This window comes from Defluviimonas aquaemixtae (assembly GCF_900302475.1).
Classification (GTDB): Bacteria; Pseudomonadota; Alphaproteobacteria; order Rhodobacterales; family Rhodobacteraceae; genus Albidovulum; species Albidovulum aquaemixtae.
In genome coordinates, this window is the sequence record NZ_OMOQ01000002.1 from 304577 (window position 1) to 318400 (window position 13824).

General features: G+C 66.3%; 11 protein-coding genes. 9 read left to right on the plus strand and 2 right to left on the minus strand.

Annotated features, from left to right (window positions below; all coding sequences use genetic code 11):
* Nucleotides 1-103 precede the first annotated feature (103 nt).
* From DEA8626_RS13260 to DEA8626_RS13300, 9 genes are all read left to right on the plus strand, one after another.
* Nucleotides 104-799 carry a hypothetical protein gene (locus DEA8626_RS13260; RefSeq protein WP_108853717.1) on the plus strand — a complete coding sequence of 232 codons (696 nt, stop codon included), beginning with the start codon at nucleotides 104-106 and terminating at the stop codon, nucleotides 797-799.
* Nucleotides 796-1221, plus strand: a complete 426-nt coding sequence (locus tag DEA8626_RS13265; RefSeq protein WP_108853718.1) for a GFA family protein — start codon at nucleotides 796-798, stop codon at nucleotides 1219-1221. The genes DEA8626_RS13260 and DEA8626_RS13265 overlap by 4 nt, the downstream gene beginning before the upstream one ends.
* Nucleotides 1218-5756, plus strand: coding sequence for a glutamate synthase large subunit (gltB, locus tag DEA8626_RS13270; protein WP_108853719.1), 4539 nt, complete (start codon nucleotides 1218-1220; stop codon nucleotides 5754-5756). The genes DEA8626_RS13265 and gltB overlap by 4 nt, the downstream gene beginning before the upstream one ends.
* Nucleotides 5757-5919: 163 nt before the next feature.
* Nucleotides 5920-6861 (plus strand): Hint domain-containing protein, encoded by a 942-nt coding sequence (locus DEA8626_RS13275; RefSeq protein ID WP_245890861.1) that lies wholly within the window; start codon nucleotides 5920-5922, stop codon nucleotides 6859-6861.
* A 140-nt stretch (nucleotides 6862-7001) separates the two neighbouring features.
* Entirely contained in the window at nucleotides 7002-7946 is a 945-nt protein-coding gene (locus DEA8626_RS13280; RefSeq protein WP_108853720.1) for a Hint domain-containing protein, read from the plus strand.
* Between the two features lie 69 nt (nucleotides 7947-8015).
* Nucleotides 8016-8759 carry a monofunctional biosynthetic peptidoglycan transglycosylase gene (gene mtgA, locus DEA8626_RS13285; protein ID WP_108853721.1) on the plus strand — a complete coding sequence of 248 codons (744 nt, stop codon included), beginning with the start codon at nucleotides 8016-8018 and terminating at the stop codon, nucleotides 8757-8759.
* A gap of 57 nt (nucleotides 8760-8816) precedes the next feature.
* Nucleotides 8817-9482: an FtsZ-binding protein FzlA gene (fzlA, locus tag DEA8626_RS13290; protein ID WP_108853722.1), complete on the plus strand. Its 666-nt coding sequence runs from the start codon at nucleotides 8817-8819 to the stop codon at nucleotides 9480-9482.
* A gap of 75 nt (nucleotides 9483-9557) precedes the next feature.
* Nucleotides 9558-10616 carry a tRNA epoxyqueuosine(34) reductase QueG gene (gene queG / locus DEA8626_RS13295; RefSeq protein ID WP_245890862.1) on the plus strand — a complete coding sequence of 353 codons (1059 nt, stop codon included), beginning with the start codon at nucleotides 9558-9560 and terminating at the stop codon, nucleotides 10614-10616.
* A 96-nt stretch (nucleotides 10617-10712) separates the two neighbouring features.
* Nucleotides 10713-10907 (plus strand): hypothetical protein, encoded by a 195-nt coding sequence (locus DEA8626_RS13300; protein ID WP_108853723.1) that lies wholly within the window; start codon nucleotides 10713-10715, stop codon nucleotides 10905-10907.
* Between the two features lie 121 nt (nucleotides 10908-11028).
* Here DEA8626_RS13300 and DEA8626_RS13305 read toward each other — a convergent pair whose 3' ends face one another.
* Both DEA8626_RS13305 and dxs read right to left on the minus strand, forming a co-directional pair.
* The gene (locus tag DEA8626_RS13305) at nucleotides 11029-11697 is read right to left on the minus strand and encodes an ankyrin repeat domain-containing protein (RefSeq protein WP_108853724.1); all 669 of its coding nucleotides are present in this window, start codon (nucleotides 11695-11697) and stop codon (nucleotides 11029-11031) included.
* Between the two features lie 108 nt (nucleotides 11698-11805).
* The gene (dxs, locus tag DEA8626_RS13310) at nucleotides 11806-13722 is read right to left on the minus strand and encodes a 1-deoxy-D-xylulose-5-phosphate synthase (protein ID WP_108853725.1); all 1917 of its coding nucleotides are present in this window, start codon (nucleotides 13720-13722) and stop codon (nucleotides 11806-11808) included.
* Between the last annotated feature and the right edge of the window lie 102 nt (nucleotides 13723-13824).

Genomic DNA, 13824 nt, shown 5'->3' on the forward strand with positions numbered 1-13824 from the left:
CCCAGGCGTATGGCATCCGTCCCCACACGTGTCGGGCGCACGAAGCGGGGCGAAAGGTCAATAGGTCAGCAAGGCTGACTCGGAGCATGAAGGAAGTCTGAACGTGAACTGGTTGGGCAAGATCATCAGTGCGGGCGTCGCAGCGCTTGTCGCGGCTGTTCCCGCCTATGCCGCGGGCAAGTTCGCGCCGCCCGAAGGATGCAACGTCTATGTCACCGTCCAGATGAAGAGCTGCCAGGTCTCGCAACACTACCGCTGCGCGGGCGATCCGCCGGGCGACCAGTGGGCGGTCTATCTCGATTCCGACGGGCCCTACTACATGAACCGCATCGACAGCGAGACGCGCTGGGTCGAAAGCTATTCACTGATCTCGGGCGAGCGCGACGAGCTTGTCTCGGAATCCGATCCCGCCTCATTCACGACGCTTCTGGCCACCGGGCGCGATGACTACGATTTCATGACCGAAAGCGATATGGCCGAGGTGGTGCGCTATACCGGCTACGACCAGCTGCCCGGTGACAAGGTCGAGATCGACGGGGTGGAACTGGAGCGCACCCGCTTTGACCTGACGGCGCGCGACATGGACGGGGCGACGCTCTGGCGGCGGTCGGGCCAGCAGCTTATCCATCGCGACTGGCGTATCTTCTTCGCCGACCGCGAAGTGTTCGAGAGCCCCGAGGGCGAGCGCACGGACGTCGACGACACGCCGGTGACCTTCGCCTTTCCCGGCCAGGCCGGGTACCTCGAGACCAAGCCGCAATTCGGCTGCGACATGATGATGACCGAGGTGCGGCCATGATCGAGGGCCGCTGCCTCTGCGGCGCCGTCCGGCTGCGCGTCGCCGAACATGAGACCCGCGTGGAGGCTTGCCATTGCCGGATGTGCCAGCGCTGGTCGGGCGGGCTGTTCCTGAGCCTCAGCGGCAAGCCCGAGGGCTTTCACGCCGAGGGTCCGGTCGTGCGGCACCAGTCGTCGGAGTTCGCCGAGCGCGCCTTCTGCGGCACCTGCGGCTCGCACCTGTGGATGCGCGACACGGACCGCGAGGATGCCGATTACGAGCTGATGCCCGGCCTTTTCGACGACGCGCGCGGCTTTCCGCTGCGGAGCGAGATCTACACCGACCGGGCGCTGGCCTGTGTGAGCCTCGCTGGCGACCATGCTCGCGCGACGCGCGCCGAATATGAAGTGAAGAACGCCCATCTTACCGGAGACCTGCCATGACCGAGTATGACAACACCTGGGCCGCCGCCGAGGAAACGAGGCGGGCGTGGATGGCTGAAAATAGTCTCTATCGCGGCGAGGATGAGCGTTCGTCCTGCGGCGTCGGGCTCGTCGTGTCCTTGAGCGGCAAGGCGAGCCGGAAGGTCGTGGAAAACGGGATCGACGCCCTGAAGGCGGTGTGGCACCGCGGCGCGGTCGATGCCGACGGCAAGACCGGCGACGGGGCGGGCATCCATGTCCAGATCCCGGTGCCGTTCTTCTACGACCAGATCCGTCGCACCGGGCACGAGCCGGACCTGAAGGCGCTGATCGCGGTGGGCCAGGTCTTCCTGCCGCGCACCGACTTTGGCGCGCAGGAGACCTGCCGGACCATCGTGGAGACCGAGGTCCTCCGCATGGGCTACTATATCTACGGCTGGCGGCATGTGCCGGTGAACACCGACGTCCTCGGCGAGAAGGCCAATGCGACGCGGCCCGAGATTGAGCAGATCCTGATCAAGAATTCCAAGGACGTCGACGAGGAGACCTTCGAGCGCGACCTGTACATCATCCGCCGGCGGATCGAGAAGGCGGCGGCGAATGCGGGGATTGCCGGGATGTATCTCTGCTCGCTGTCGTGCCGGTCGATTATCTACAAGGGAATGATGCTGGCCGAACAGGTGGCCGAGTTCTATCCCGACCTGAAGGACGAGCGGTTCGAGAGCGCATTTGCGATCTATCACCAGCGCTATTCGACCAACACCTTCCCGCAATGGTGGCTGGCCCAGCCGTTCCGCATGCTCGCCCATAACGGCGAAATCAACACGCTGAAGGGCAATCTCAACTGGTTGAAGAGCCACGAGATCCGCATGGCGTCGACCGCGTTCGGCGAGCAGGCGGAGGACATCAAGCCGATCGTCGCGCAGGGCTCGTCGGATTCGGCGGCCCTGGACGCGGTCTTCGAGGTGCTGGTTCGTGCGGGCCGCAACGCGCCGATGGCGAAGACGATGCTGGTGCCCGAGGCGTGGTCCAAGTCGGCCGTCGAGATGCCGAAAGCCTGGCAGGACATGTATGCCTATTGCAACGCGGTGATGGAGCCCTGGGACGGGCCGGCGGCCTTGGCGATGACCGATGGCCGCTGGGTCTGCGGCGGGCTCGACCGCAACGGGCTCAGGCCCATGCGCTACGTCGTCACCGGCGACGGGCTGCTGATCGCCGGGTCGGAGGTCGGCATGGTGCCGGTCGACGAGGCGGTGGTGCGCGAGAAGGGCGCACTCGGGCCCGGGCAGATGATTGCCGTCGACATGGTCGAGGGCAGGCTCTACCACGACGCCGAAATGAAGGACAAACTCGCCGGCGCGCAGCCCTATGCGGACTGGCTGGCGAAGGTCGTCGACCTTAACGCGATGATGCACGACGTGCCGGAAGCGGCGCTGTTCGAGGGCGCGGAGCTACGAAAGCGCCAGATCGCGGCGGGTTATTCGCTGGAAGAGCTTGAGCAGGTGCTCGCGCCGATGGCGGAAGACGGCAAGGAAATGGTGGCGTCGATGGGCGACGACACGCCGGCGGCGGTGCTGTCGAAGATGTACCGGCCGCTTTCCCACTTCTTCCGGCAGAACTTCAGCCAGGTCACGAACCCGCCCATCGACTCGCTTCGCGAAAGCCGGGTGATGAGCCTGAAGACCCGGTTCGGCAATCTCAAGAACGTGCTGGACGAGGATTCGAGCCAGACCGAGATCCTCGTTCTGGAAAGCCCGTTCATCGCGAATGCCGAGTTCGACGAGATGGTGCGCCAGTTCGGTGACAACGTCGCCCATATCGACTGCACTTTCGCAGCGGGCGGCGAGCCCGACTCGTTGAAGACGGGGCTGGAACGCATCCGGGCGGAGGCCGAGGATGCCGTGCGGTCGGGGGCGGGCCATATCGTACTGACGGATCAGCATCAGGGGCCGGCCAAGGTGCCGATGCCGATGATCCTCGCGACGAGTGCGGTGCATAGCTGGCTGACGCGAAAGGGGCTTCGGACCTTCTGCTCGGTCAACGTGCGCGCGGCCGAATGCATCGATCCGCACTATTTCGCGGTGCTGATCGGCTGTGGGGCGACGACGGTCAACGCCTATCTCGCACAGGATTCGATCGCCGACCGGCTGCGTCGCGGGCTGATCGAAGGCACGCTCATCGATGCGATGCGGCGCTACCGCGAGGCGATCGACCAAGGGCTTCTGAAGATCATGTCGAAGATGGGTATCTCGGTCATCTCGTCCTATCGCGGCGGGCTGAACTTCGAGGCCGTGGGTCTGAGCCGGGCGCTCTGCGCCGAGTATTTCCCCGGCATGCATTCCCGCATCTCGGGGATCGGAATCAGCGGCATCCAGCACAAGCTTGAGGAAATCCATGCGCGGGGCTGGAAGGGCGGCACGGATGTCGTGCCGGTCGGCGGATTCTACAAGGCGCGCCGGTCGGGCGAGAAACATGCCTGGGAAGCGACGACGATGCACCTGCTGCAATCGGCCTGCGACCGCGCGTCCTACGACATGTGGAAGAAGTACTCCGCAGCGATGCGGTCCAACCCGCCGATCCACCTGCGCGATCTTTTGGACATCAAGCCGCTGAGCAGGCCGGTGCCGATCGAGGAAGTGGAATCGATCACCTCGATCCGCAAGCGGTTCGTGACGCCGGGCATGTCCCTGGGGGCGCTCAGCCCCGAGGCGCACAAGACGCTGAACATCGCGATGAACCGGATCGGCGCGAAGTCGGATTCCGGCGAAGGCGGCGAGGACCCGGCGCATTTCGTACCGGAGCCGAACGGCGACAACCCCTCGGCCAAGATCAAGCAGGTGGCGTCGGGACGTTTCGGCGTGACGGCGGACTACCTCAACGCCTGCGAGGAGCTGGAGATCAAGGTGGCGCAGGGCGCAAAGCCCGGCGAGGGCGGCCAGCTTCCGGGGATGAAGGTGACGAAGCTGATCGCGCGGCTCAGGCATTCGACGCCGGGTGTCACGCTCATTTCGCCGCCGCCGCATCACGACATCTACTCGATCGAGGACCTAGCGCAGCTGATCTACGACCTGAAGCAGATCAACCCGCGCGCCAAGGTGACGGTCAAGCTGGTGGCCTCGTCGGGCGTCGGCACGATCACCGCCGGGGTAGCCAAGGCCAAGGCCGACGTGATCCTGATCTCGGGCCATAACGGCGGTACCGGGGCGAGCCCCGCGACCTCGATCAAATATGCCGGCCTGCCGTGGGAAATGGGCCTGACCGAGGCGCATCAGGTGCTCGCGATGAACAAGCTCCGCGACCGGATCACGCTCAGGACCGATGGCGGCCTGCGCACCGGGCGCGACATCGTCATCGCCGCGATGATGGGGGCCGAGGAATACGGCATCGGCACCGCCGCGCTCATAGCGATGGGCTGCATCATGGTGCGCCAGTGCCAGTCGAACACCTGCCCGGTCGGCGTCTGCACCCAGGACGAGCGCCTTCGCGCGAAGTTTACCGGCTCGGCGGACAAGGTGGTCAACCTGATCGGGTTCTATGCCCAGGAGGTGCGCGAGATCCTGAGCCAGATCGGGGCGCGGTCGCTCGACGAGATCATCGGGCGCGCGGATCTCCTGAGCCAGGTGAGCCGAGGTTCGGCCCATCTCGACGACCTTGACCTCAATCCCCTGCTGATCACCGTCGATGGCGCGGACCGGATCGTCTATGACCGGTCGAAGCCGCGGAACGCGGTGCCCGATACGCTCGATTCCGAGATCATCCGCGACGGTGCGCGGTTCTTCGAGGATGGCGAGAAGATGCAGCTCAGCTACGCGGTCCGGAACACGCACCGCACCATCGGGACGCGCGCCTCGTCGCTGATCGTCAAGAAGTTCGGGATGAACAACGCGCTTCAGCCCGATCATCTGACGGTGAAGCTGACCGGGTCCTGCGGCCAGTCCTTGGGGGCGTTCGCGGCGCCGGGGCTGAAGCTGGAGGTTTCGGGCGATGCCAACGACTATGTCGGCAAGGGCCTTTCGGGCGGGATGATCGTCGTGCGCCCGCCGATGGTGTCGCCGTTGGAGGCGTCGGAGAACACGATCATCGGCAACACCGTGCTTTACGGCGCGACCGACGGCTATCTCTTCGCCGCCGGTCGGGCGGGCGAGCGCTTCGCGGTCCGGAATTCCGGCGCGACGGTGGTGATCGAGGGATGCGGATCCAACGGCTGCGAATACATGACCGGCGGGATCGCGGTGATCCTCGGCAGGATCGGCACGAACTTCGGCGCGGGCATGACGGGCGGCATGGCCTATGTCTATGACCCCGACGGCGAGGCGGAGGAGCTGATGAACATCGACTCGCTCGTTACCTGCGCGGTCAGCCACCCGCACTGGGAGGCGGAGCTGAAGGGGCTGGTCGAGCGCCACGCGGCCGAGACGGGCAGCCTAAAGGCGAAGGGGATCCTGCAGCACTGGACGGGCGAGCGGGCGAACTTCATCCAGGTCTGCCCGAAGGAGATGCTGCAGCATCTTTCACATCCGCTCAGCGCCGACACGGAGGCCGTTCCGGCAGAATAGGGTCTATTCGCACGAAGGGTCGGAGCGCCGCGCAAGCCCGGGGGGCGCTCCGACCGGTGCGGATTGCTTCACCAATGCAACCAAATCTTGACATAATTGCGCGGCACGATCCGCCTTGATGACGGGTCCGCCCGTCGCCCTCGGGATTCGGTGCGAAGGCAACATGGCGACGTTTGCGATCACCGCTCAGAACGTGAACGGTGACCCGTTCCCTTCCAACGGCAAGATCAATATCAGCAACTCGCTTACGTCGTTGGTCTTTCGCGATATCGACAACAGGCTCGGAGTGCCGCAGTCTGGAGAGCAGGTGTCACTCGATGGCGGCAACACTTTCCTGAACTACCAGTTCCTTGGCTACGGGAACGTGCGCGGCGATCCACTCCAGCGGGCGGGATTCGTCCGGATCGCGCTCGGCAACGGAAAATTCCTGACAGTCGCCATTGACATGAACGCCGATGGGGACAACACGCCCGACCTGAAGAACGGAAACACCCAACTGCGGGTCTCCGATCTTGACGCCAGCTCGTCCGCCCCGTTTCCCGTGCCGGTCTGCTTTACGTCTGGTACCCTGATCCGTGTTCCGGGCGGCGAGGCGCCGGTCGAGAGTCTGAGGCCCGGCGACCTGGTCGAAACATTGGACAACGGCCCGCAGCCGGTGCGCTGGATCGGGGGCCGCCGCGTCGCGGGCGGTGGCGTGTTCGCCCCGGTGCGCTTCGCGGCGGGCGCGCTCGGCAACGACCGGCCTTTGCTTGTCTCGCCTCAGCACCGGATGCTGGTGCGCGGCTGGCTGGCGGAATTGCACTTCGGCGAGGACGAGGTTCTGGCCGCAGCAATTCACCTTCTGGGGCTTGCAGGGGTCGACCGCTGCCCGATGACGGAAGTCGCATACGTCCACCTCCTCCTCGACCGGCACGAGATCGTGTTCGCCGAGGGCGCGCCGAGTGAGAGCTTCCATCCCGGAAGCCGGATGCTCGACGAGGATCGCGCTCTTCGGGCGGAAATCGGGGCGATCTTCCCCGGATTCTGGATGCGGCCCCCCTCGGAGCGGCTGCGCCCCGCGCGCCGGGTGGTTTCGGCGCGGGAGGCGCGGATGCTCGCCGCGTGACGCCGCGCGCCGCAAGGTAGAGCGATTACGCGACGTTTTCCTGACCGAACACGGAACTCACGGTACAGTCAGCCTTGATTCGCGTCCACAAGGGGCGTGGCGCGTTGGCGCGCGCATGCCAGTGACCACAGGAAGGACGTATGGCGAATTTCACGCTCACCGCTCAGAACGTGAACGGTGATCCGTTCGTTACCGGAAACAACATCAACATCACCAACAACTCGACATCCAACCTGATCTTCCAGGATGTCGATAACCTGCTTGGTGTGGCCCAGACCGGCGAAGCCGTGTCGCTCGATGGCGGCGTCACATTCCTGAGCTATCAATTTCTGGGCTACGGCGACGTGCGGGGCGACCCGCTACAGCATGCGGGCTTCGTCAGGATCGACCTTGGGAACGGAAGCTTCCTGACCGTCGCCATCGACATGAACGCCGATGGCGACGATACGCCCGACCTGCAGAACGGAAACACCCAGCTGCGGGTATCAGACCTCGACGCCAGCACGCCCGCGCCGTTTCCGGTGCCTCCGTGCTTCACGCCGGGAACGCTGATCCGGGTGCCGGGCGGCGAGGTGCCGGTCGAGACTCTGAGGCCCGGCGATCTGGTCGAGACGATGGATCACGGGCCGCGGCGGTTGCGCTGGATCGGCGCGCGCCGGGTCGCCGGCACCGGCGACCTCGCCCCCGGCCGCTTCGCGCCCGGCGCGATCGGAAATACGCTGGCGCTGACCGTCTCGCCGCAGCACCGGATGCTGGTGCGCGGCTGGCGGGCCGAACTGCATTTCGGCGTAAGCGAGGTCCTGGTCGCGGCGGTGCATCTTCTGGGGTGGCCGGGGGTCGCGCGCTGCCCGGTCGCCGAGGTCGACTACCTGCACCTCCTCCTCGACCGGCACGAGATCATCTATGCCGAGGGCGCGCCGAGCGAGAGCTTCCATCCCGGCAGCTGGATGCTGGAGGACGACAGCGCGCTGCGGCAAGAGATCGCCGCGGTGTTCCCCGAGCTATCCACGCGAACCCGGGCAGAGCTTCTTCCGCCGGTGCGGCGGGTCGTCACCTCGCGGGAGGCGCGCCTGCTGACCGCCTGACGCGGGGGCGGAAAAACCGCGCGCCGCGCCTTGACCGGGTGGGGCCGGGCATGGCTATGCTCGCGGCAAATGGCAAAGAGCAGAACCACCGGAAAACGGACAACGGCGAAGAAGAAAAAGGCCCCGCGCGGACCGGCGCGGCCGTTGTGGCGGCGCGCGCTTCGGCGGGTCTTGCGGGGTGCGGCGGGCATGGCGCTGCTGTGGTTCGTGCTCGTCCTGCTATTCACCTTCGTGAACCCCGTCATGACGCCCTACATGATCGCCGAAAGCTGGCGTCAGGGCGGGGTCAAGCGCGACTGGGTCAGGCTCGAGGAGATGACGCCGGCGCTCGCGCGGTCGGTGGTCGCGGCGGAGGACGCGAATTACTGCCTCCACTGGGGCTTCGACATGGCCGCGATCCGCGCCGCGCTGGACGAAGGCGCGGGGCGCGGGGCCTCGACGCTTTCGCAACAGGTCGTGAAGAACGTCTTTCTGTGGCAGGGGCGAAGCTGGCCGCGCAAGGCGCTCGAGGCGCTGATGACGCCGGTCGTCGAGCTGATCTGGACGAAGAAGCGGATCGTCGAGGTCTATCTGAACGTGGCCGAGACCGGAAAGGGCGTCTTCGGGGCCGAGGCGGCGGCCCGCGCCTATTTCGGCACCTCTGCCGCCGATCTCAGCGCGGGACAGGCGGCGCTGATCGCCGCTGCGCTGCCCGACCCGAAGGGCCGCAATCCGGCGCGGCCATCGGGCTTCCTGAGGTCGCGCGCCCGGGCGATCGCCGATGGGGCGGCGACGATCCGCGCCGATGGCCGGGCGGCCTGTTTCGAGGATTGAACGCGGGTGCCGCCCCCGCTATGACCGGATGCGACCTCTGGCAAAGCTGCGGTGCCCATGACCCGTCTCTATCACGTTCCCCTCTCGCCCTTCTGCCGCAAGGTGCGGCTGACGCTCGCGGAGAAGAAGGTCGAAGTGGAACTTGTGGAGGAGCGCTATTGGGAACAGGGCGCCGAGTTCCTGCGCCGCAACCCTGCCGGCAAGGTGCCCGTGATGCGGATGAACGGCAAGGTGATGTCGGAAAGCCAGGCGATCTGCGAATATCTCGACGAGACGATCCCCGATCCCAAGCTGATGCCGTCCGATGCCGAGGGGCGATACGAGGTCCGGCGGCTCTGTTCATGGTTCGACGACAAGTTCCATGACGAGGTGACCTCGAAGCTCTTGTACGAGCGGGTCAACAAGAAGGTCATGGGCCAGGGCTATCCGGAATCGAAGCACGTGAAGCTGGGCGCGAGCAGGATCAAATATCACCTCGATTACTTGAGCTGGCTTCTCGATCAGCGGCGCTGGCTGGCGGGCAACGAGATGACCTTGGCCGATTTCGCTGCCGCCGCGCATCTGTCGAGCCTCGACTACATCTCGGACGTGGACTGGAACCGGAGCCAGACCGTCAAGGATTGGTACGCCAAGATCAAGTCGCGGCCCTCGTTCCGGTCGATCCTGGCCGACCAGGTGCCGGGTTTCCCGCCGCCGGCGCATTACGCGGACCTGGATTTCTGAACCCTGCCGGCGGGCCGGGGTTTTCACACCCCCGGACCCCCGTGGAGTATTTTCGGACAGAAAGTGGGAGGGGACTTGGATCTTCTTGCCCTGAAGGCACGCATCGCGGACCGCGCCACGGCCGAGGGGTTTTCGGCCGTCGGTTTCTGCGGGCCCGATGCGATCCCGGAGGCGGCGGGGCGGCTTGAAGCCTTCGTCGCGGCGGGACGGCACGGGCAGATGGGCTGGCTGGCGGAACGCATGGGCTGGCGGGGGAATCCGGTCGCGCTCTGGCCCGAGGCGAAGACCGTCATCATGCTGGCGGAGGTCTATACGCCCGCGGGCGATCCGCTGGCGATGCTGGAGGCGCGCGGCCGGGCGGCGGTGTCCTGCTACGCGCAGGGGCGGGACTATCACGACCTGGTCAAGAAGCGGCTGAAACGGGTCGGCCGCTGGCTGATCGATGAGGCGAGTAAGGGCTCTGTTCCGGCGGAAATCAAGGTTTTCGTCGATACCGCACCGGTGATGGAGAAGCCTCTGGCCCAAGCGGCCGGGATCGGGTGGCAGGGCAAGCACACCAACCTTCTGAGCCGCGATCTTGGCAACTGGTTCTTTCTGGGCGCGATCTTCACAACGCTCGATCTGCCGAAGGACATGGCCGAGAGCGACCATTGCGGATCGTGCCGGGCGTGCCTGGACATCTGTCCGACGCGGGCCTTTCCGGCGCCCTATGAGCTCGATGCGCGGCGCTGCATCTCGTATCTGACGATCGAGCACCGGGGGCCCGTGGACGAGGAGTTTCGGGCGCTGCTCGGCAACCGGATCTTCGGCTGCGACGACTGCCTGGCGGTCTGTCCGTGGAACAAGTTCGCGGCGCGGGCGCGCGAGACGGGCTATGCCGCGCGGGTGGGCGCGCCGCCGCTCGCGGAGTTGGCAGGGCTGGACGATGCAGGGTTCCGCGCGCGGTTCTCGGGCAGTCCGGTGAAGCGGATCGGGCGCGACCGGTTCGTCCGGAACGTGCTTTACGCGATCGGGAATTCGGGCGATCCGGCCTTGGCCGAAACTGCGAGATCTCTGACAGGAGACCCCGACGCCGCCGTCGCGGATGCCGCGCGATGGGCCCTCGGGCGGCTGGCGGATTCGCGCCAAGGTTGAAGGCGCCGCACGCGATAAGTGTGGCAATCGCCGCGATTCGCCCCCATCTTTGATTTATTCCCGCCGCAAGGCGCAGGCCAGACTAAGGAGGAGAGTATGAGCCGGCACGCTGTCGACCGCCGCAAATCACCCGAAGGTGGCCGCCTGAAGAACTTCATCGAGGTCGAAAAGAACTCGGGCGAAGAGGGGACGCATCCCGCGTCCAAGGCGCTTTCCGAGCGTCCCGTGAAGCGCGCCGAGGCCAAGCGCCTTCGCGAATACGTCCGGATCGAGCGCGGCCACAAGGCCTGAACCGTCCGCAAGGGCTGTGCACTGCGCGCGCCCTTGGGGCTGCGCGGGTACGATTCGGCGCAAGTCATTCAATGAACGATCGGCCGATGAGCGCCGGGCTGAAATGCATGCATGGCCCGAGCTAATTGGCGTTGCGGATCAGCCGGGCGATCTCGGCGAAGCCTCGCGCCTCGGCGTGCGCGAGAGGTGTGACGCCTTCACGGTCGGCGATGTCGGGATCGGCACCGGCCGCGATCAGGTAGCGCACGGTCTTCTGGTGGTCGGGGCCGCCATCGCCGAGGACCACAGCCTCGATCAACGCGGTCCAGCCGAGATTGTTGACGTGATCGAGCGGCGAACCCGCTTCGATCAGGCGGCGGACCACGTCGTGATTGCCAAGTTCGGAGGCGGCGATCAGCGCGGTGCCGTCCCAGTTGGTGTGGATTAGATCGGGCCGGTTGCCGAAGCCTATCGCGAGCGACATGAGGTCCGCGTCGTTCGCGACGGCGGCGATGGTCACGACATCGTACCCGACCTCGTCCTGCGCGTTCATGTCGGCTCCGGCCTCGGCCAATGCCCGCAATGCGTCGTCATTGGAGGCGAAGGCGGCAACAATGGTCGGCGTGCGTCGGCGGCGGTCGCGCGCATTGACGTCCGCGCCCGCGGCGACAAGGCGGACGATTTCGGCCACGTTGCCCTCATACGCGGCGCGATGAAGGCCGGAATAGCCGGCGATATCGGCGGCGGATGGGGCGGTCTGGGCGATCCCCGGCGCGGCAAAGAGCCAGAGGGCGAGGGCTAGGCGAAGCATGGCGCGTTCCTTAAGAAAGCGGTTTCGCAAGCCTACGACGCGGTGCGCGTCGCCGGAAGCCGTCGGCGGTTTGAAGGTTCTTCAACGATATCCGAAAACGAGAGTCTGTCAGGCGCGCTTGCTGGACACCGTGGCCACGCCGAGCACTTCCAGCACCTTCGCCTCTATCTCGGGCGCATTGAGGCCGGCGGTCGCGTACATGTCCGCCGGGCTCGCCTGATCGATGAAGGTGTCGGGAAGCATCATCGAGCGGAACTTCATCCCCCGGTCGAAGACGCCTTCCTCAGCGAGAAGCTGGGCGACCTGTGAGCCGAAGCCGCCGATCGCGCCTTCCTCGACGGTGATGAGCGCCTCGTGTCCTGCTGCGAGCCGCAGGATCAGGTCGCGGTCGAGCGGCTTGGCGAAGCGGGCATCGGCGACGGTTGGCGCGAGGCCGCGCCCGGCGAGGTTTTCGCGCGCCTGCAGGACCTCGGCCAGCCGCGTCCCGAAGGAGAGGATCGCGACACGGCCACCTTCGGCGACGACGCGGCCACGGCCGATTTCCAGCGGCTCGCCGCGTTCCGGCATGTCGACGCCGACGCCTTCGCCGCGCGGGTAGCGGAAGGCGGACGGGCGGTCGTCGATCTCAGCGGCGGTGGCGACCATGTGGACAAGCTCGGCCTCGTCGGCGGCGGCCATGACCACGAAATCGGGCAGGTTGGAGAGATAGGCGATGTCGAAGGCGCCGGCATGGGTCGCGCCATCGGCGCCGACGAGCCCGGCGCGGTCGATGGCGAAGCGCACGGGCAGGCGCTGAATCGCCACGTCGTGCACGACCTGGTCGTAGCCGCGCTGCAGGAAGGTCGAATAGATCGCGCAGAAGGGCTTCATGCCCGCCGCCGCGAGGCCCGCCGAGAAGGTCACGGCATGCTGTTCGGCGATGCCGACGTCGAAGGTCCGTTTCGGGAAGCGTTCGGCGAAGAGGTTGAGGCCTGTGCCGTCAGGCATCGCCGCGGTCACCGCGACGATCTTGTCGTCGGCTTCCGCCTCGCGGATCAGCGACTGCGCGAAGACCTTGGTGTAGGAGGGCGCGTTCGACGGGGCTTTCTTCTGCTCGCCCGTCACCATGTCAAACTTCGCGGTTGCGTGGCCCTTGTCGGCGGCGCGTTCGGCGGGGGCGTAGCCCTTGCCCTTCTTCGTCACCACATGGATGAGGACCGGGCCCGTCGCACGCTCATGAGCGGTGCGCAGGACGGGCAGGAGCTGGTCGAGATCGTGCCCGTCGAGCGGGCCGACATAGGAAAAGCCCAGCTCCTCGAAGAGCGTGCCGCCGATGGTCATGCCCTTCAGCATCTCCTTCGCGCGGCGGGCGCCTTCCTGGAACGGCTCTGGCAGGAGGCCGATCGCGCCCTTGGCGGCGGCCTTGAATTCCTGGAAGGGCGCGCCCGCATAGAGGCGGGAAAGATAGTTCGACATCGCCCCGACCGGGGGCGCGATCGACATCTCGTTGTCGTTGAGGATGACGAAAAGCCGCTTCTTCAGATGGCCCGCATTGTTCAGCGCCTCGTAGGCCATGCCGGCCGACATCGCGCCGTCGCCGATCACCGCGACCGCATCGCCGACGTCGCCGCCGAGATCGCGCGCGGCGGCGAAGCCGAGCGCGGCGGAGATCGAGGTGGAGCTGTGGGCGGCACCGAACGGGTCGTAGGGCGATTCGGAGCGTTTGGTGAAGCCCGACAACCCGTCCTTCTGGCGGAGCGTCCGGATCCGGTCGCGGCGGCCGGTCAGGATCTTGTGCGGATAGCACTGGTGGCCGACATCCCAGATGATCTTGTCGCGCGGTGCGTCGAAGACCGCATGCAGCGCGACGGTGAGTTCGACCACGCCGAGCCCCGCGCCGAGATGGCCGCCGGTGACCGAGACGGCGCTGATCGTCTCGGACCGAAGCTCGTCGGCAAGTCGGCGCAACTCGCGGTCCGAGAGCGCCTTCATGTCGGCGGGAACCGTCACACGGTCAAGCGTCGGGGTCTTCGGTATGTCACTCACGCGGGGGGGCCTGTCCTGGGTTTCAGCCGGTTTAGTCGGAAACAGGCGCGGGGACAATTGCCTTGGCAGATCTGCCCGACAACTGAGCCCATCGAGGGTTGT